Genomic DNA, 15,276 nt, shown 5'->3' with positions numbered 1-15,276 from the left:
GTCACTGCACTGACTATCTTTTGACAGGCGCGAGTGAAACAGTGAATTCCGTCACCAGGCCTTCCATAGATCCGCATGACTCCCCAGACGCGCTTGCGTTGACGCGGTCTCTCGAGCTGTTTCGCCAGGTCTCCGGACAGCTGGGCGAGTCCGAGGGTTTTTTGCAGGCGCGGGTTGCCGAGTTGAAGGGCCAGCTTGCCGAGGCTGGCGAGCTACGCCGCCAGGAGCTCGAAGAAAAGGAGAGGCTCGCGCAGCGATTGCAGAATGTTCTGGATCTGCTGCCGGGCGGCGTAATTGTTATCGATGGGCATGGGCAGGTACGTGACGCCAACCCCGTTGGGCTTGAACTGCTCGGCGAACCGTTGGTGGGGGCGCACTGGCGGGATGTGATCGCTCGCTGCTTTGCGCCCCGCAAAGACGATGGCCATGAAATCTCATTGCGCAATGGCCGCCGTCTGTCGATCGCCACGCGCTCGCTCAGCGGGGAGCCAGGCCAGCTGGTACTGCTCACGGATCTTACCGAAACACGGCGCTTACAGGACCAGCTGGCGCGCCACGAGCGATTGTCCTCACTTGGGCGGATGGTTGCCTCGCTTGCCCACCAGATTCGCACGCCATTATCTACGGCGTTGCTGTATGCCAGCCACCTAGAGCAGGGTGGGCTGACGGAGGCGCAGCAGCAACGTTTTGCTGGCAATCTGAAGTCGCGGTTGCACGAGCTGGAACACCAGGTGCGCGACATGCTGGTTTTTGCCCGTGGTGACCTGCCTCTGAATGATCGGCTTAGTCCGGCGGCGTTGCTGCTGGCATTGCGTGCCGCTGCCGAGGCGCAACTGCAGAATGTGGCGGTGCGTTGGCAGTGTGATGTTCACGGTGCAGAGATTCTGTGTAATCGCGATACGCTGGTCGGCGCGTTGCTCAATCTTATCGAGAATGCCCTGCAGGCCAGTGGTGGAGACCTCCGGCTGAAGGTTCACCTGTATCGCCGGGATGGAGCGCTGCGGCTGTGTATCACTGACAACGGCCCAGGTATCGAAGCCGACACACTGGCTCGTTTAGGTGAGCCGTTCTTCACGACCAGAACTGCCGGTACCGGGCTTGGTTTGGCCGTCGCCAAAGCTGTCGCCAAAGCGCATCAGGGCCAATTGCAATTGCGCTCGCGGCTAGGGCAGGGCACGTGCGCAGTGGTGACACTTCCGCTGATTCCTGCTGTACAGAGATCGGAGTGACCTGCATGGCCGCCAAGATACTTCTGGTCGAAGATGACCACTCTTTACGCGAAGCCTTGGGCATTACGCTGCAGTTGGGTGGTTACGAATACCGTGCCGTCGACTGCGCCGATGCAGCCCTGGTTGCCCTGAGCGAAGAGCTGTTCGGGTTGGTCATCAGCGATGTGAACATGCCAGGCATGGATGGGCATGAGTTGCTGGGCCTGATTCGGCAGCGCTATCCCCACATTCCAGTACTGCTGATGACCGCTTTTGCCGCGGTGGCGAGGGCGGTTGATGCTATGCGCCAAGGCGCTGTCGATTACTTGGTCAAACCGTTTGAACCGGGCACGCTGCTGGAGTTGCTGGCTCGCCATGTCAACGGCTCCGTCGATACTGCCGAGTCGGAGGGGCCGGTGGCGTGCGAGCTGTCCAGTCAGCAATTGCTGAGCCTTGCCGCGCGGGTGGCGCAAAGCGATTCGACAGTATTGATTTCCGGCGAATCCGGTACCGGCAAAGAGGTGCTGGCGCGTTACATTCATCAGCAGTCGTCTCGGATGGACAAGCCGTTCATTGCAATTAACTGCGCTGCGATCCCGGACAACATGCTCGAAGCGACCCTGTTTGGTCACGAGAAGGGTGCGTTCACCGGGGCGATTGCGAGTCAGCCTGGCAAGTTCGAGCAGGCCGATGGTGGCACGCTATTACTCGACGAAATCTCCGAAATGCCTTTGGGGCTGCAGGCAAAGCTGCTACGCGTCTTGCAGGAGCGGGAAGTCGAGCGCGTAGGCGGGCGCAGGCCAATCGTGCTGGATATTCGAGTGCTTGCCACCACCAACCGGGACCTGGCTGGCGAGGTGGCTGCCGGCCGCTTTCGCGAAGACTTGTTCTATCGGCTCTCGGTGTTCCCTCTGGCATGGCCGCCCCTGCGTCAACGGCCCGCAGACATTCTGCCGTTGGCCGAACGCTTATTGGCCAGTCATGCCCGGAAGATGCGTCAGGTCCCGGCGCGCCTTTCGGCTGAGGCGCAGCGCTGCCTGGTTCAGTATGGGTGGCCCGGAAACGTGCGTGAGCTGGATAACGCCATCCAGCGCGCACTGATTCTTCAGCAGGGTGGCCTGATACAGCCTGGTGACCTGTGTCTTGTGGCGCCGGGCATCCAGGCGAGCTTGCCAGTGGTTGGCGCTCCCCGGCAGTCGCTGGGCGAGCCTGCCGTTGACGTGGTCGAGCCCGGCAACGCGCTGGGCGATGATCTGCGTCGTCGCGAGTTTCAGCTGATCATCGACACCCTGCGTGCCGAACGCGGGCGGCGTAAGGAAACGGCTGACCGGCTGGGTATCAGTGCACGCACCCTGCGCTACAAACTCGCGCAGATGCGCGATGCCGGATTGGATGTCGAGGCGTCGCTTTACGCCGGCTGAGTGCGCTGGCCTCAACGATGCTCTGATAAGCTGCCGCCATCATCATGATGGAGATTTCCAGGTGCACGAAGACTTCTGGCAGGAGCGCTGGGCTCGCAACGAGATCGGTTTTCACCTTGACGATGTTCATCCTGGCTTGCGTCGCCACTGGCCGCGCTTGGACCTACCTGCCGGCGCCCAGGTGTTGGTGCCACTCTGCGGAAAAAGCCTGGATATGACGTGGATCGCCGGGCAAGGCTACCGGGTGCTGGGAGTCGAGCTGAGCGAGAAGGCCGTTGAGGCATTCTTCGCCGAGCAGCAGCTTGAGGCCGAGATTACTCAAGTCGGGGTGTTCAGGGTCTATCGATCCGGGGCACTGGAGATTCGTTGTGGTGACTTTTTCGCGCTGGGCGCCGCCGATGTTGCTGGATGCCGAGGTGTTTATGATCGTGCCGCGCTGATTGCGCTGCCCCCGCCAATGCGGCAGCGCTACGCGGCGCTGCTGTCGGCCATTCTGCCAGGCGGTTGTCAGCAGCTATTGGTTACGCTGGACTATGACCAAGCTGAAATGGACGGCCCACCGTTTGCTGTCAGCGATGCCGAGGTAATGGGCCTGTATGCCTATGAATGGGATGTGGAGCGGTTGGAGGCCAAGGAGGTTCTGGAGCGTAACCCGCGAATGCGGGAGCGTGGTCTAACGCGCCTCGGTGAGCACTTTCATCGGCTGCAACGGCGGGTCTGACCCGCCGCAGGTTAGCGGTGTGGCGATCAGTTTGCGGCCTGTAGCCGGCGAATGAACGTATCCGCCTCGTCAATGGCGCGCTGCATATCTGCCATCAACTGATCGACATTGCCTTGCAATGTACGGTACTCCCCATGCAAAGCGCTGATCGCTCGGGCGTTGAGGTTGTGCTTGAGAAACAGCACCTGGTCCCGTAACACGCTGAGCACCGGCTCGATGCGCTTCTCTGCTGCCTTCATGCGCTGAAGCAATGTCCGGTACTCAGCCCTGGTGCGGCTGAGCTCCTTTGCGCTGGCGGCTTTCAAGCTGGCGTTACTGTATTGCTTGAGCTCGCTTTCCCACTCCTTGAACAACGCGTCAGCCACGTCTTCGACTGCCTCGATGCGAAGTTGAACATCGCGGGCGCTTGCCACGCTGGCTTCGTACTCTCTGTTGAGCGCGTCATAGCGCTTTTCCAGATCACCGCCCTTTACCTCGACGACGCTGCGGTAACGCTCCAGGGCGTCCTTGAACTGCTGCTTGGCTTCCTGCTGGGAGTCACGGGCATCTTCCACTCGATCGACCAGAATGTCGCGCTTATGGATGCCGGCCTTCTCCATGGCTGAGTAGTAGGCGCTCTGACAGCCAGTGAGGGCGAGTAGGGCGCAGCAGGCGAATATGAAGCGACGCATGGTGATTCCTTGTATGCGGGATGACACTGCATAGACAAATGAAAAGGGCGACTTACGTCGCCCTTGGTACATATCGCGTAGGTCAGCCGCGCTGGCGCAGCGCTTCGATACGCTCTTCCAGCGGTGGGTGGGTCATGAACAGGCCGGCCAGACCATGCTTCAGCGAGCCGTTGATGCCGAATGCTTTGAGCGTGTCAGGCATGTGCACCGGCATGCCTTGTTCGGCGCGCAGGCGCTGCAGTGCCCCGATCATGGCGCTGGTGCCGGCCAGCTGGGCACCGGCCTCGTCGGCACGGTACTCGCGCTTACGCGAGAACCACATGACGATAATGCTGGCGAGCAGGCCCAAAACCAGTTCGGCGAAGATGGTTGCGACGAAGTAGCCAATGCCGTGACCATCCTCATTTTTCAGGATCGCCTTGTCGACGAAATTACCAAAGATGCGCGCGAAGAACATCACGAAGGTGTTCACCACACCCTGGATCAGCGCCAACGTAACCATATCGCCGTTGGCTACGTGGCCGATCTCATGGGCCAGCACTGCCTTGACCTCGTCTGGAGAGAAGCGCTCGAGCAGGCCCTGACTGACTGCGACCAGCGCGTCGTTACGGTTCCAGCCGGTGGCGAAAGCGTTGGCTTCGTAGGCAGGGAAAATCCCGACTTCGGGCATCTTGATACCGGCGTCGCGCGACAGCTGTTCAACCGTCTGCAGCAACCACTGCTCATGACGGGTACGTGGCTGGCTGATGATTTCGGTGCGGGTACTCATCTTCGCCATCCACTTGGAGATGAACAGCGAGATCAGCGACCCTGCGAAGCCAAAAACCGCACAGAAGACCAGCAGGCTTCCGTAGTTCTGGCCGGTGTAGCGATCGACCCCGAGCAGCTTCAGGGTGATGCTGGCAATGACCAGTACCGCAAGGTTGGTGGCCAGGAACAAGAAAATGCGCATCATGTTGCGGCAGACTCCAGGGTAGGAATTGAAGAACGATAGGCTATATAAGGTGCGGCCTTGAGCTATTCAACCGAGCGACTATTTCAAGCTATGTCGCTTGTCCAGCCAGGCTCGGGTGCAAAGGTGCACCCAGCTCGTTTTCGAACAGCAGTCGGGCAAGTTGAGCGACACGCTCGCCGTGCCTGTTCTTCAGTGCATCGCGAAGCTGATGGGCGAGGCTCGCCTGAATGCGGAGCACGCTCGGAGGCAGGCTGTGGTCCCCAGCGATGTGTCCCGGGACGCCGCGCGTGAGGCGCACGAAGCCTTTTTCGGTAAGCACCGCCTGGTCAAGGGCCTGGAAATGAATGGTGCTATCGAATCGCAGATAGCCTTCTTCGGCAAGCCAGAGCAGTGCGCTCAAGCAGCTTTGGTGGCGTTTGGAGGGGAGGCCGAACTCATCCGGCTCCTCCCGGCCGATCAGATCTTCGACATAAAGCGCAACCTTGCGCGGAAAGGCCTGATAGAGCATGAGCAGGCCGCTCGCTGCATCCTTGTAGAAATCGTCGATCTGCAGGTCCATCGTTTTACTGCTGATAAGTCTTGAGGAAGTTGCCGATACGTCCAATGGCCTGTTCCAGATCGTCTACGCGGGGGAGGGTGACCACGCGGAAATGATCGGGCCACGGCCAGTTGAATGCCGTGCCCTGGACGATCAACAGCTTTTCGGCCAGCAGCAGGTCGAGCACGAACTTCTCGTCGTTGTGAATCGGACAGATCTTCGGGTCGATGCGCGGGAAGGCGTACAGCGCCCCCATTGGTTTGACGCAGCTGATGCCGGGAATATTGTTGAGCAGCTCCCAGGTGCGGTTACGCTGCTCGAGCAGGCGACCCGGCGGCAGTACCAGGTCGTTGATGCTCTGGTAGCCCCCCAGTGCGGTCTGGATGGCGTGCTGTGATGGCACGTTGGCGCACAGGCGCATGTTAGCAAGGATATCCAGGCCTTCGATGTAGCTCTGAGCCTTGTGCTTGGGGCCGGAGATCGCTACCCAGCCGGAGCGGAAGCCGGCAACGCGGTACGACTTGGACAGGCCGTTGAAGGTCAGGCACAGCACGTCCGGTGCCAGCGACGCAGTGGAAATGTGCACTGCATCGTCATACAGAATCTTGTCGTAGATCTCGTCGGAGAACAGCACCAGCTTGTGCTGACGGGCCAGCTCGACCATACCCTCAAGCACTTCCTTCGGATAGACCGCGCCGGTAGGGTTGTTGGGGTTGATCAGGACCAGTGCCTTGGTGTTCGACGTGATCTTGGCTTTGATGTCGGCCAGATCCGGCCACCAGTTGGCCTGTTCATCGCAGAGGTAATGCACCGGCTTTCCGCCAGCCAGGCTGACCGCGGCGGTCCACAGCGGGTAGTCCGGCGCGGGAATCAGTACCTCGTCGCCATTGTTGAGCAGGGCCTGCATGGACATGACAATCAGCTCGGATACGCCGTTACCGAGGTAGATATCCTCGATGCCGACGCCCTCCACCTGCTTCTGCTGGTAGTACTGCATGATTGCCTTGCGCGCACTGAACAGGCCTTTCGAATCGCTGTAGCCTTGCGCAGTGGGCAGATTGCGGATCACGTCCTGGAGGATTTCCTCCGGTGCTTCGAAACCGAACGGCGCTGGGTTGCCGATATTCAGCTTGAGGATGCGATGGCCTTCCTCTTCCAGCCGCTTGGCGTGCTTTAGCACGGGCCCGCGGATGTCGTAGCAGACATTGGCGAGCTTGTTCGATTTGCTGACCTGCATGATCCTGAGTGTCCCGAAGTGAAAACGCGCCAGTTCCGGAAATGGCTGGTCACGTTTGGCATGAACCCGGGCGCCTTGGCAGTAGGAAACCCCGCTGCCAGACTAGGCGTCGAAGAGGGACGCATGATACGTGCGCCCCGACCACCGGAAAAGGTACAGATCGGCCTTTTTTGAGCTGAGGAGTGTATCGATGGATAAGCTGGAAAAACCGCTCGAGGTCTGGCGTGAAGAACTCTCTGACGAGCAGTTCCAGATATGCCGGCTCGGTGCCACAGAGCGCCCGTTCACAGGCAAGTACAACGACACCAAGACAACCGGTATCTATCACTGTGCATGCTGCCGTACACCGCTGTTCGACTCGGATGCCAAGTTCGATTCTGGCTGCGGTTGGCCCAGCTATTTCCAGCCCGTGAGCGATACTGCCATTGCCAGCATCGACGATTTCAGTCACGGCATGCATCGGATCGAGGTCAGATGCGCCCGCTGCGATGCTCATCTTGGTCATGTGTTTCCTGATGGCCCACAGCCAACCGGATTGCGTTACTGCATCAATTCGGCTTCTCTCAATCTGGAACCGCGCGAAGCTTGAGCTCCGCCGGCCGCAAGGAGCCATGTATGCACGATCCATTGTTGGACATCCCCTGCGTCACCATCGAGGGTGAGCAGAAGACGCTCGCTGATTTCGGCGCCAAGGTGCTGCTGGTTGTGAATACTGCCAGTCAGTGTGGTTTCACGCCCCAGTACAAGGGGTTGGAGGAGCTGTGGCAGCGTTATGGCGAGCGCGGGCTGGTGGTGCTTGGTTTTCCATGCAATCAATTTGGTGGGCAGGAGCCGGATGGCGAGCAGGAAATTGCCGCATTCTGTGAGCGACGCTTCGGTGTTTCCTTTCCGCTGTTCGCCAAGGTCGAGGTCAACGGTGGGGAGGCCCATCCGCTATTTATCGAATTGAAAAAGCGGGCGCCTGGCCTGCTGGGCAGCAAGGCTATCAAGTGGAACTTCACCAAATTTCTCGTTGCCGATCAGGGCGGGACGGTGAAGCGATATTCCTCGCGCACCAGCCCTCAAGCGCTGGCCGCAGAAATCGAAGCACTGCTTTAGCGGTTCAGGCAAGGGCGCTGTTAGGCCAGCCCATCGCGAGTTGTTCGGTCCGGTTCAACCGGGCCTTTTAGTATCTGGAGTCTCCATGGATGTCGAATTGAAAGCCTTCCTGCAACGTGCAGAGGGCCTGCTGGCGCGTATCGAGCCGCTGCTACCGGTTCAGCCTCCCATCATCGATTGGGATCGCACCTTGGCGGCGCGCTGGCAGCGTGACGCCCGCAGCGGCTTCCTGGCGCCGCTGGAAGTCAGTCTGGATCTGAGTCTGGCTGATTTGATCGGCGTTGATCGCCAGCGTGACTTGCTGGCTGCCAATACCCGTCAGTTCGTCGATGGCCTGCCGGCCAATCATGTGCTGCTCTGGGGTGCCCGAGGGACCGGCAAATCCTCGCTGATTCGCGCGTTGCTGGCCGAATATGCCGCGAGCGGGCTGCGCTTGATCGAGATCGAACGTGATCATCTGGCGGATCTGCCGCGAGTTGTCGAGCAACTCGCAGGATTGCGTCAGGCATTCGTCCTGTTTTGTGACGACCTTTCGTTCGAGGCGGGAGAGGGCGATTACCGTGTGCTCAAGAGCGTGCTGGACGGCTCTCTGGAACGAGCACCGGAAAATGTCCTGCTATATGCGACGTCGAACCGCCGGCATTTGGTGCCGGAGCGGCAGAGTGACAACGAAAACTGGCAGATGGTCGACGGCGAACTGCACCCGAACGAAGCGGTGGAAGACAAAATCGCGTTGTCCGACCGTTTTGGTTTATGGCTGTCGTTCTACCCCTTTACCCAGCAACACTACCTCAGCGTGGTGCGTCACTGGATCGACTCGCTGGCGCGAAACGCGAAGTTGCAGTGGGACTGGGATGAAGCGTTGGAGAAGGATGCAATTCGCTGGGCCACCGGACGCGGCAATCGCAATGGCCGCTGTGCCTACCAGTACGCCCGTCAGTGGGTAGGTAAGCGTTTGCTGGAGGCCCGGGGCTGAAGGGATCGTGAAGGGTTCGCCAGCAACCACCCGCCATCGCTGCCTGCTGCGCGTATCGCAGCGGGCATTGCTCGGGCGGCGTGGTTCAGGCAGTAGCGGCCTTGCCCATTTCCTTGAGTTTGGCGTTCATGCGCTGCTCGTCCGGCAGCATGCCTGAGGCCGAAGGCAACGCCAGCATACGAGCATGATGACCAGCCAGGCCTGGCCAGCGTTGCGCGTCGAGCTGTTCGCCGCCGTGCGCCATATTGATCAACTGGCAGGCTATGGCGATATCGGCCATCGAGAGCCGATCTCCGACGAAGAAGCCCTGCTGGCCAAGTTGCTGCTCCAGGTAATCGAAGTGCGGCGGTAGCTTCTGCTGCAGAGCTGCCTGCACGGCCTCTTCGTTACAAGGATGGCCGGAGGTTGGCTTGAGGATTCGGTTGCGGAAGACGGTGAAGGTAGTCAGGGGCGCCAGTTCATAGTCAGCGTACTTTTCCAGCCAACGGATTCGGCCACGGTCTTGGGCTGTGTTTCCGTAAAGCGCGACGGTATCGGGATAGGCTTCTTCCAGGTACTGGCAGATCACGCTGGAATCGGCGAGGGTGCAGTCGCCGTCCTTGAGCGCTGGAATGCGGCCTAGGGGATTGATTTCCAGATACCACTGCGGCGGTGTAAAGGGCATGACCGTTTCGAGCTTATAGTCGAGTCCCTTTTCCTGCAGGCACAGGCGCACCTTGCGTACGAAGGGGGAGAGGGGCACGCCGTAAAGGGTTAAAGCCATTATTGTTCTCCGCAGCTAATCGGTTCTTTCAAGGCGCCGGATGGTGAGCCATCAATAGACGTTGTTCTTCTTCCAGAGATCTTCGTCATCGAACGCTTTCAACCCTTCTTCCAGCTCGTTGGGCATTTCTGCTTTGGGCTGCTCGTTATTCAGTACCAGAGCGTTTGAATGCTCGAGCAGCGCCTCCAGCTGTTGCAGCTGGGCTTGGTAAGGGGCCGGTGCCGGCTGGCGGCGAATGTGCTGAATGCCTCGTTCGAACGCCAGGCGCGCGCGCTGTGGCTGGCCCTGCTGCAATGCAAGCTTGCCCAGGCTGGTGAAGAACTCGATATGCAAAATGGCCAACATGCGTTGGATGTCCTGCACCCAGCGTTTGGCCTCAGCTTTCTGCAGCAGCCCTTCTTTGGTCGCATGAACGATCTGCGCATGAAGGTCTTCGAGCATGAAGCGACTTTCCTTGGCTTGCGCTTCGGTCAGAATCTGCCGTGGTGGATTGCGTACCTCGATGCCATCGCCCTTCGCCACGTCAGCGCGTAGCGTCTGAATGCGCGAAGCGAGTTTTTCGTTACCCTTGTCCAGCGGCTGCAGACGCTCGCTCAGGGCGAGCTCGAGCCGCGACAGCAGTAACTTGAGGGCCGGCGTCATCATCTGTCCTGGAAGGCTATCGGACAGATTGGCACAGCGGCGGCAGCGGTCAGTCAAGTCTGCGCGCTTGCGGGCCTTTTCCAAATTGCCCTTTTCGACGATCTGGATCGTGTACACGATGCCGACCAGTAGAAAGGCCCCGGCCAGGACCAGGCCCGTGATCATAAGTGGGGACACTTGATTGTACCTCGCGCGCCGCTGGTCTTTCGCCTGAGTGTAGTGGCTCGGCGGTGTGGCCGATAGCTTCTATTGCAGCTGAGCCACGTAGAGAAATTTTTTTCTAAACTATGCTTGACGACTCTTGGAGGCCTCCATAGAATGCGCGCCACTTGCAGCGTGAAGCACCAAACAGAGCGCTGCAAGCCGGAATGAAACTTGTGGTTTCCGGGCAGCGTCCCCTTCGTCTAGTGGCCTAGGACACCGCCCTTTCACGGCGGTAACAGGGGTTCGAGTCCCCTAGGGGACGCCATTTTTGTTGTAGATAAGCGGGAATAGCTCAGTTGGTAGAGCACGACCTTGCCAAGGTCGGGGTCGCGAGTTCGAGTCTCGTTTCCCGCTCCAAATTATGATCTATAGACGTCTATTGAAGTCTGTAAGTCATTGAAAAAGGGCCTTAGGGCCCTTTTTTCGTTCCAGCGAAATCTACTGGAATCCGTCCCCAGCCAGTGCTTTTAAGTCCATTTTTAAGTCCATCTTTGCGGGGTGCGTGGTTTCCGGATTGTTGCTGGAGGAGCGTGGCCTGCGAGACAAGCATCTAGCCCTGACCTATGTTCAGGAGCTATACCATGGCGCTCACAGACGTCACTGTCCGGCAGGCTCGGGCGACTGGCAAAGACTATACCCTCACAGACTTCGACGGCCTTTCTCTGGCGGTATCTGCCGCTGGCGGTAAGTCTTGGCACTTCAGATATTACTGGGCTACCAAACAGAAACGAATGTCGCTGGGCACCTATCCGAAGGTCAGCCTTCGGGAAGCGCGTGCGTTACGCGATGAGGCCCGCGCCCTAGTAGCGAAAGGCGTCAATCCCAAGATTGATCGTAAGCAAAAACTTCGAGCTGTCCGTTTCGCGACGGAGAACAGCTTCAAGGTGGTTTATCTGCAGTGGCTTGGGCACCGCAAGCTGGAACTCAAGGAGGGCAGGCAAAGTACCCTCTCGCAGATCCAGCGTATCTTCGATAAGGACGTGTTGCCCGCGTTAGGCGCCGTATCCATCTTCGACATTTGCCGTCCCGACCTGTTGGACGTGCTTGCTAGTATCGAGCAGCGCAGGGCATTTACCACCGCCGAGAAAGTGCGCACCTGGCTCAGGCAGTTGTTCCGCTTTGCGATGGTGAAAGTCGCGGGGCTGCAAAGCAATCCCGCATCGGATCTGGATGTCGTGGCTGTCCCCAAACCACCGGTGGTCAATAATCCCTTCCTGCGGCTGCCTGAACTGCCCAGTCTGCTGAACAAGCTACGCAGTTATAGAGGCAGGATCACCACACAACTTGGTATTCGCCTGCTGTTGCTGACGGGTGTGCGTACTGGTGAGCTGCGACTGGCGACCCCTGATCAATTCGATCTTGAGCGCGGCTTGTGGATCATTCCTCCCGAGGTAGTCAAGCAACTGCAGAATGGCATGCGCAAGCGGGGGCAGCGGCCGCAGGATATTCCGCCCTATGTCGTGCCGTTATCGGTCCAGGCCATCGAGATCGTTCGCTATCTGCTGGAGCAGACCAAGCCAGCCCAGCGCTATCTGCTTGCACACCGAAGCGAGCTGAGAATGCGCATTAGCGAGAACACGCTGAACGGCGCGATCAAGCGTATGGGCTATAAGGATTTGCTCACCGGTCACGGCATCCGTGCCACGCTCTCCACGGCCCTCAACGAGTTCGGTTACCCCAAGAATTGGGTGGATGCCCAACTCTCGCACGCTGATCCCAACAAGGTCAGCGCCACTTACAATCACGCATTGTATGTGGAGCCCCGCCGGAAAATGATGCAAGACTGGGCCGATCGGCTCGATTTGTTAGAGCAGAACAAGGTAGAAACGGCCAGTACGCACCTTACTATCCGCTTCGATGGTATGCGGCTGCTGGACCAAGGTGCGGAAATGTCCGTCGAGCCTGTTGATGATGGTAAGTCGCTAGTTCTGGTGTCGTCAGTTGGTAGGCCTATTGAGCGCCTGTCGATGGTGGCTAGAGCTTAGATTTCAGTTGTTGCGGTGTGGAATGTTGGGCCGGCACCGCCGGCTGCTCTGATGACAGTAGGCTGTAGCGGCGATTGCATTTCCGTTAGCCTGCTGGCCAGCCAGGGGTAGAACACGCCCCTCCAGAAGTGGAGGGGCTAATCTAGATTCGGCCGTTGGCTTGGTGCAGGCGTTTGACGAAACTCTCAGCGTCGGTTTCGCCAACAGTACGGAGATCTTGCCATTCTTCGCCATTGGGAGCGAATAACTGCAGTGCCGGTGGGCCGAACAGCTGGTAGCGGTCGAGCAGGGCGCGTTGCTCGGCATCGCTACGAGTTATGTCGAAGCGCACCAGTCGGTAACCGGTCAGTTGCTCACGCACGGCGGGTGCTGCCAGCACTTCTCGTTCAATTACTTTGCAACTGATGCACCAGTCGGCGTACCAATCCAATAGCAGTGGTTGGTCGGCATTTTTTGCTGACAGCAGAGCGGCATCCAGAGCAGCTGGTGTATCCACGGTCTGCCAGCCGGCGTTAGCGCCGCTCGGAAGTACGGCTTTGGCGTCCAGCTGACCCAGCGGTCGCAGCGGATCGGATTGACCTTGCAAAGCGCCGAGCCAGGCGCTGACACCGTAGACCAGTAGTGCCACACCGAGTAGTTGGGCGAGCCTTTGCCGGCCGGACTTGAGGGTGAACTCCAAGGCACCGAGCCAAATCGCGCTGCCAACTGCCAAAAGGCCCCACAAGGCCAAAGTCACTGGAGCGGGTAGCACGCGTTCTAGCAGCCATACAGAGACAGCCAGCAGCATCACGCCGAAAGCTTTGCGCACACCGACCATCCAGGTGCCAGACTTGGGTAGCAATGCTCCGCCGCCGATGGCGAACAATACCAACGGCGCGCCCATGCCCAACCCGAGGGCAAACAGCTTAAGGCCGCCACCCAGTGCGTCGCCGGTGGTGCTTATGTAGAGCAGTGCGCCGACCAGAGGGGCAGTCACACAGGGCGAAACCAGCAGGCTCGACAGTACGCCGAGCGTGGCGGCGCCCAACATTGAACCCCCGCGGGCCTGGCCGGCTAGGAGATCTAGTCGTTCGGTGATAAAGCGCGGCATGCGCAACTCGAATACGCCGAACATGGCCAGAGCGAAAACAGTGAAGAACATCGCAAAGGGCACCAACAGCCACGGTGACTGCAGGCGCGCTTGTAGGTTGAGGCCAGCGCCGAACATGCCCATTAGCGCACCAAGCAGGGCGAAGCTGGCAGCCATGGGGAGTACGTAGGCAAGCGATAGGCGTAATCCACGCGTTCCGCCGAGTTGTCCGCGTAATACCACGCCAGACAGAATTGGCAGCATCGGTAGCACGCAGGGTGTGAAAGTCAGGCCCAAGCCCGCCAGGAAGAACAGCGCCAGACTACGCCAGTCAATGGCGACCCCTTGTTGCAGGGCTGCAATGAGGGGGGGATCACCTACCTCGAAGCTGCGAATCTCTGGCGGATAGCACAGCCCCAGATCAGCGCAGCCCTGATAGCTCACCTGTAAGGTGAACGGTGTGTTCTGAGGGTTATTAACGGGTAGCAGCAAGTCGGTAACGCCGTAGAACACCTCGACATCGCCAAAAAATTCATCGGTTTTCGGTTCGGCCGCGGGCCATTGCGGGGTGCCGATTGACACTTGCGGGTGGTCGCTGGTGAATGCGAAGCGATGTTTATAGAGGTAATAACCCTCGGCATTTATGAAGCGCAGGCGGACGCTGTCCTTACCGGCTTCCAACAGGTCGAGGCGGAAGGCCCTGTCTACCGGAAGGAAATCCTGGCTGTTATTCAGCGGAGTGCCGAACAGAGCCGACTGAGGACGCGAAGAATCAAATATCTCGGCGTTGGCTGGCAAGGTAAGCAGTAGCAGCAGCAGACACAGCAGGAGGCGGGACATGACCATCTCGCGGGCTAATAACGAAAAGGAGGTGAATTTCAGCTTGTTAACGGAGCCGGGCTTTTTGAAGTGCGGGCTGGGGATGGTCTCCGCTGCGATTCAGTGCATCGCAGGATGCCAGCCAGTACCAGCCCGCCCGGCGAGCTGCTATTAATTCGGGGCTTGTTCCAGCGGATAATTGGCAATGACCTTTTCTCGGCCAGTGCGAGTTATCCCGATCACCTGGTAGGGATGTTTGACGTCGCCATACTCCATGCCTGGTGAGCCAGCCGGCATGCCTGGCACGGCGATGCCCAGCAGGTCAGGGCGCTTGCGAAGCTCCAAAATCTGCGCAACGGGCACGTGGCCTTCAACGAACTTTCCATCGATCACGCCTGTATGGCAGGAAGCCAGACGCGGTTTCACGCCGAGGTCTTGCTTGACCGTGTTCATGTTGCGTTCGACGTGATCGCGGACTTCGAAGCCGTTGTTCTCCAGGTAGGTAATCCAGTCCTTGCAGCACCCACAGTTGGCGTCGCGGTGCACATCAATGATCAGGGGTTGCGCGGCCTGGGCGGCGCCACTTAGCAGCAGGGCGGCGAGCGCCGCGGTAGTCAGTGTTCTGGACATAAAAAACCTGTTTCCAATGGTTTGCTCACTTGCAACAGCAGCCACCGCTGCCACCGCATCCGGTTTTCCTGGCGGGGCTCGATGAGGCCGCCGGACTGCTCAGTTGGGCGGGGTATCCAGCATCACCTAGGGCGGCGACAAGCACATCGCTGTCGCACTCAGCGCTGACCCGCACACTGGCCGCTTGCAGATCGACGTCGACCTCGGTGACGCCTTCAACTGCGTTGAGCGCCTCGGTGACATGCAGGACGCATGAGCCGCAGCTCATGCCTTTGACACTCAATTCAACGGTGCTCATGACAATCTCCTTGCGAGGTTGCTGCTGGGGTTGAGGCAATT

15 protein-coding genes, 2 tRNA genes and 1 pseudogene are annotated in these 15,276 nt (G+C 59.2%); 9 read left to right on the top strand and 9 right to left on the bottom strand.

The features are described 5' to 3' along the window. Positions 1–41: 41 nt before the first annotated feature. The 3 genes from AAEZ08_RS15675 to AAEZ08_RS15665 all read left to right on the top strand — a co-directional run bounded on the left by AAEZ08_RS15675 (position 42) and on the right by AAEZ08_RS15665 (position 3,350). On the top strand, positions 42–1,229 hold the full coding sequence (locus AAEZ08_RS15675; RefSeq protein ID WP_500124678.1) for a sensor histidine kinase: 1,188 nt from the start codon (positions 42–44) through the stop codon (positions 1,227–1,229). Between the two features lie 5 nt (positions 1,230–1,234). After that, positions 1,235–2,629, top strand: coding sequence for a sigma-54-dependent transcriptional regulator (locus AAEZ08_RS15670; protein ID WP_500124677.1), 1,395 nt, complete (start codon positions 1,235–1,237; stop codon positions 2,627–2,629). A 61-nt stretch (positions 2,630–2,690) separates the two neighbouring features. Further along, entirely contained in the window at positions 2,691–3,350 is a 660-nt protein-coding gene (locus tag AAEZ08_RS15665; RefSeq protein ID WP_500124676.1) for a thiopurine S-methyltransferase, read from the top strand. A 26-nt stretch (positions 3,351–3,376) separates the two neighbouring features. Here AAEZ08_RS15665 and AAEZ08_RS15660 read toward each other — a convergent pair whose 3' ends face one another. From AAEZ08_RS15660 to AAEZ08_RS15645, 4 genes are all read right to left on the bottom strand, one after another. After that, positions 3,377–4,021, bottom strand: a complete 645-nt coding sequence (locus AAEZ08_RS15660) for a DUF2959 domain-containing protein (protein ID WP_003280427.1) — start codon at positions 4,019–4,021, stop codon at positions 3,377–3,379. An 82-nt stretch (positions 4,022–4,103) separates the two neighbouring features. Beyond that, on the bottom strand, positions 4,104–4,976 hold the full coding sequence (gene htpX, locus AAEZ08_RS15655) for a protease HtpX (RefSeq protein ID WP_003280429.1): 873 nt from the start codon (positions 4,974–4,976) through the stop codon (positions 4,104–4,106). Positions 4,977–5,064: 88 nt separating this feature from the next. After that, entirely contained in the window at positions 5,065–5,535 is a 471-nt protein-coding gene (locus tag AAEZ08_RS15650) for a hypothetical protein (RefSeq protein WP_003280431.1), read from the bottom strand. A gap of 4 nt (positions 5,536–5,539) precedes the next feature. Then, a complete protein-coding gene (locus AAEZ08_RS15645; RefSeq protein WP_500124675.1) occupies positions 5,540–6,751 on the bottom strand; it encodes a pyridoxal phosphate-dependent aminotransferase in 1,212 nt (403 codons plus the stop codon). 190 nt (positions 6,752–6,941) lie between these two features. On the opposite strand from AAEZ08_RS15645, the gene msrB reads away from it, so the two are divergent. The 3 genes from msrB (at position 6,942) to AAEZ08_RS15630 (ending at position 8,825) form a co-directional block, all read left to right on the top strand. After that, positions 6,942–7,340: a peptide-methionine (R)-S-oxide reductase MsrB gene (msrB, locus tag AAEZ08_RS15640; protein ID WP_003280434.1), complete on the top strand. Its 399-nt coding sequence runs from the start codon at positions 6,942–6,944 to the stop codon at positions 7,338–7,340. Positions 7,341–7,366: 26 nt separating this feature from the next. After that, complete coding sequence (locus AAEZ08_RS15635) at positions 7,367–7,849, top strand: glutathione peroxidase (RefSeq protein WP_103457213.1); 483 nt, start codon at positions 7,367–7,369, stop codon at positions 7,847–7,849. Between the two features lie 85 nt (positions 7,850–7,934). Further along, complete coding sequence (locus AAEZ08_RS15630; protein ID WP_058064764.1) at positions 7,935–8,825, top strand: ATP-binding protein; 891 nt, start codon at positions 7,935–7,937, stop codon at positions 8,823–8,825. An 85-nt stretch (positions 8,826–8,910) separates the two neighbouring features. On the opposite strand, the gene AAEZ08_RS15625 is transcribed toward AAEZ08_RS15630, so the two are convergent. Both AAEZ08_RS15625 and AAEZ08_RS15620 read right to left on the bottom strand, forming a co-directional pair. Beyond that, complete coding sequence (locus AAEZ08_RS15625) at positions 8,911–9,588, bottom strand: glutathione S-transferase family protein (protein ID WP_003280438.1); 678 nt, start codon at positions 9,586–9,588, stop codon at positions 8,911–8,913. A gap of 51 nt (positions 9,589–9,639) precedes the next feature. Continuing rightward, positions 9,640–10,395 (bottom strand): hypothetical protein, encoded by a 756-nt coding sequence (locus tag AAEZ08_RS15620; protein WP_003280439.1) that lies wholly within the window; start codon positions 10,393–10,395, stop codon positions 9,640–9,642. A 228-nt stretch (positions 10,396–10,623) separates the two neighbouring features. On the opposite strand from AAEZ08_RS15620, the gene AAEZ08_RS15615 reads away from it, so the two are divergent. The 3 genes and pseudogenes from AAEZ08_RS15615 to AAEZ08_RS15605 all read left to right on the top strand — a co-directional run. Beyond that, positions 10,624–10,699, top strand: a tRNA-Glu gene (locus tag AAEZ08_RS15615). A 16-nt stretch (positions 10,700–10,715) separates the two neighbouring features. Continuing rightward, positions 10,716–10,791, top strand: a tRNA-Gly gene (locus tag AAEZ08_RS15610). A 224-nt stretch (positions 10,792–11,015) separates the two neighbouring features. Further along, a pseudogene (locus tag AAEZ08_RS15605) lies at positions 11,016–12,282 on the top strand (tyrosine-type recombinase/integrase); the annotation flags it as partial. Between the two features lie 279 nt (positions 12,283–12,561). On the opposite strand, the gene AAEZ08_RS15600 reads toward AAEZ08_RS15605, so the two are convergent. The 3 genes from AAEZ08_RS15600 to AAEZ08_RS15590 all read right to left on the bottom strand — a co-directional run bounded on the left by AAEZ08_RS15600 (position 12,562) and on the right by AAEZ08_RS15590 (position 15,235). Then, entirely contained in the window at positions 12,562–14,328 is a 1,767-nt protein-coding gene (locus AAEZ08_RS15600) for a protein-disulfide reductase DsbD (RefSeq protein WP_003280442.1), read from the bottom strand. A gap of 150 nt (positions 14,329–14,478) precedes the next feature. Beyond that, the gene (locus AAEZ08_RS15595; RefSeq protein ID WP_003280447.1) at positions 14,479–14,937 is read right to left on the bottom strand and encodes a DUF411 domain-containing protein; all 459 of its coding nucleotides are present in this window, start codon (positions 14,935–14,937) and stop codon (positions 14,479–14,481) included. A gap of 25 nt (positions 14,938–14,962) precedes the next feature. Further along, the gene (locus AAEZ08_RS15590; RefSeq protein ID WP_003280450.1) at positions 14,963–15,235 is read right to left on the bottom strand and encodes a heavy-metal-associated domain-containing protein; all 273 of its coding nucleotides are present in this window, start codon (positions 15,233–15,235) and stop codon (positions 14,963–14,965) included. Between the last annotated feature and the right edge of the window lie 41 nt (positions 15,236–15,276).

This window comes from Pseudomonas sp. E45-MNA-CIBAN-0222 (assembly GCF_040310405.1).
In the GTDB taxonomy this organism is placed as follows: domain Bacteria; phylum Pseudomonadota; class Gammaproteobacteria; order Pseudomonadales; family Pseudomonadaceae; genus Stutzerimonas; species Stutzerimonas stutzeri_AC.
This window is presented reverse-complemented; position numbering and strand designations above follow the sequence as displayed.

Bases quoted from the DNA above. Each gene is read 5' to 3' on its own strand.
- AAEZ08_RS15670 (WP_500124677.1), top strand. From the start codon at position 1,235: ATGGCCGCCAAGATACTTCTGGTCGAAGATGACCACTCTTTACGCGAA.
- AAEZ08_RS15660 (WP_003280427.1), bottom strand. From the start codon at position 4,021: ATGCGTCGCTTCATATTCGCCTGCTGCGCCCTACTCGCCCTCACTGGC.
- htpX (WP_003280429.1), bottom strand. From the start codon at position 4,976: ATGATGCGCATTTTCTTGTTCCTGGCCACCAACCTTGCGGTACTGGTC.
- AAEZ08_RS15650 (WP_003280431.1), bottom strand. From the start codon at position 5,535: ATGGACCTGCAGATCGACGATTTCTACAAGGATGCAGCGAGCGGCCTG.
- AAEZ08_RS15645 (WP_500124675.1), bottom strand. From the start codon at position 6,751: ATGCAGGTCAGCAAATCGAACAAGCTCGCCAATGTCTGCTACGACATC.
- msrB (WP_003280434.1), top strand. From the start codon at position 6,942: ATGGATAAGCTGGAAAAACCGCTCGAGGTCTGGCGTGAAGAACTCTCT.
- AAEZ08_RS15635 (WP_103457213.1), top strand. From the start codon at position 7,367: ATGCACGATCCATTGTTGGACATCCCCTGCGTCACCATCGAGGGTGAG.
- AAEZ08_RS15630 (WP_058064764.1), top strand. From the start codon at position 7,935: ATGGATGTCGAATTGAAAGCCTTCCTGCAACGTGCAGAGGGCCTGCTG.
- AAEZ08_RS15625 (WP_003280438.1), bottom strand. From the start codon at position 9,588: ATGGCTTTAACCCTTTACGGCGTGCCCCTCTCCCCCTTCGTACGCAAG.
- AAEZ08_RS15620 (WP_003280439.1), bottom strand. From the start codon at position 10,395: ATGATCACGGGCCTGGTCCTGGCCGGGGCCTTTCTACTGGTCGGCATC.
- AAEZ08_RS15600 (WP_003280442.1), bottom strand. From the start codon at position 14,328: ATGTCCCGCCTCCTGCTGTGTCTGCTGCTGCTACTGCTTACCTTGCCA.
- AAEZ08_RS15595 (WP_003280447.1), bottom strand. From the start codon at position 14,937: ATGTCCAGAACACTGACTACCGCGGCGCTCGCCGCCCTGCTGCTAAGT.
- AAEZ08_RS15590 (WP_003280450.1), bottom strand. From the start codon at position 15,235: ATGAGCACCGTTGAATTGAGTGTCAAAGGCATGAGCTGCGGCTCATGC.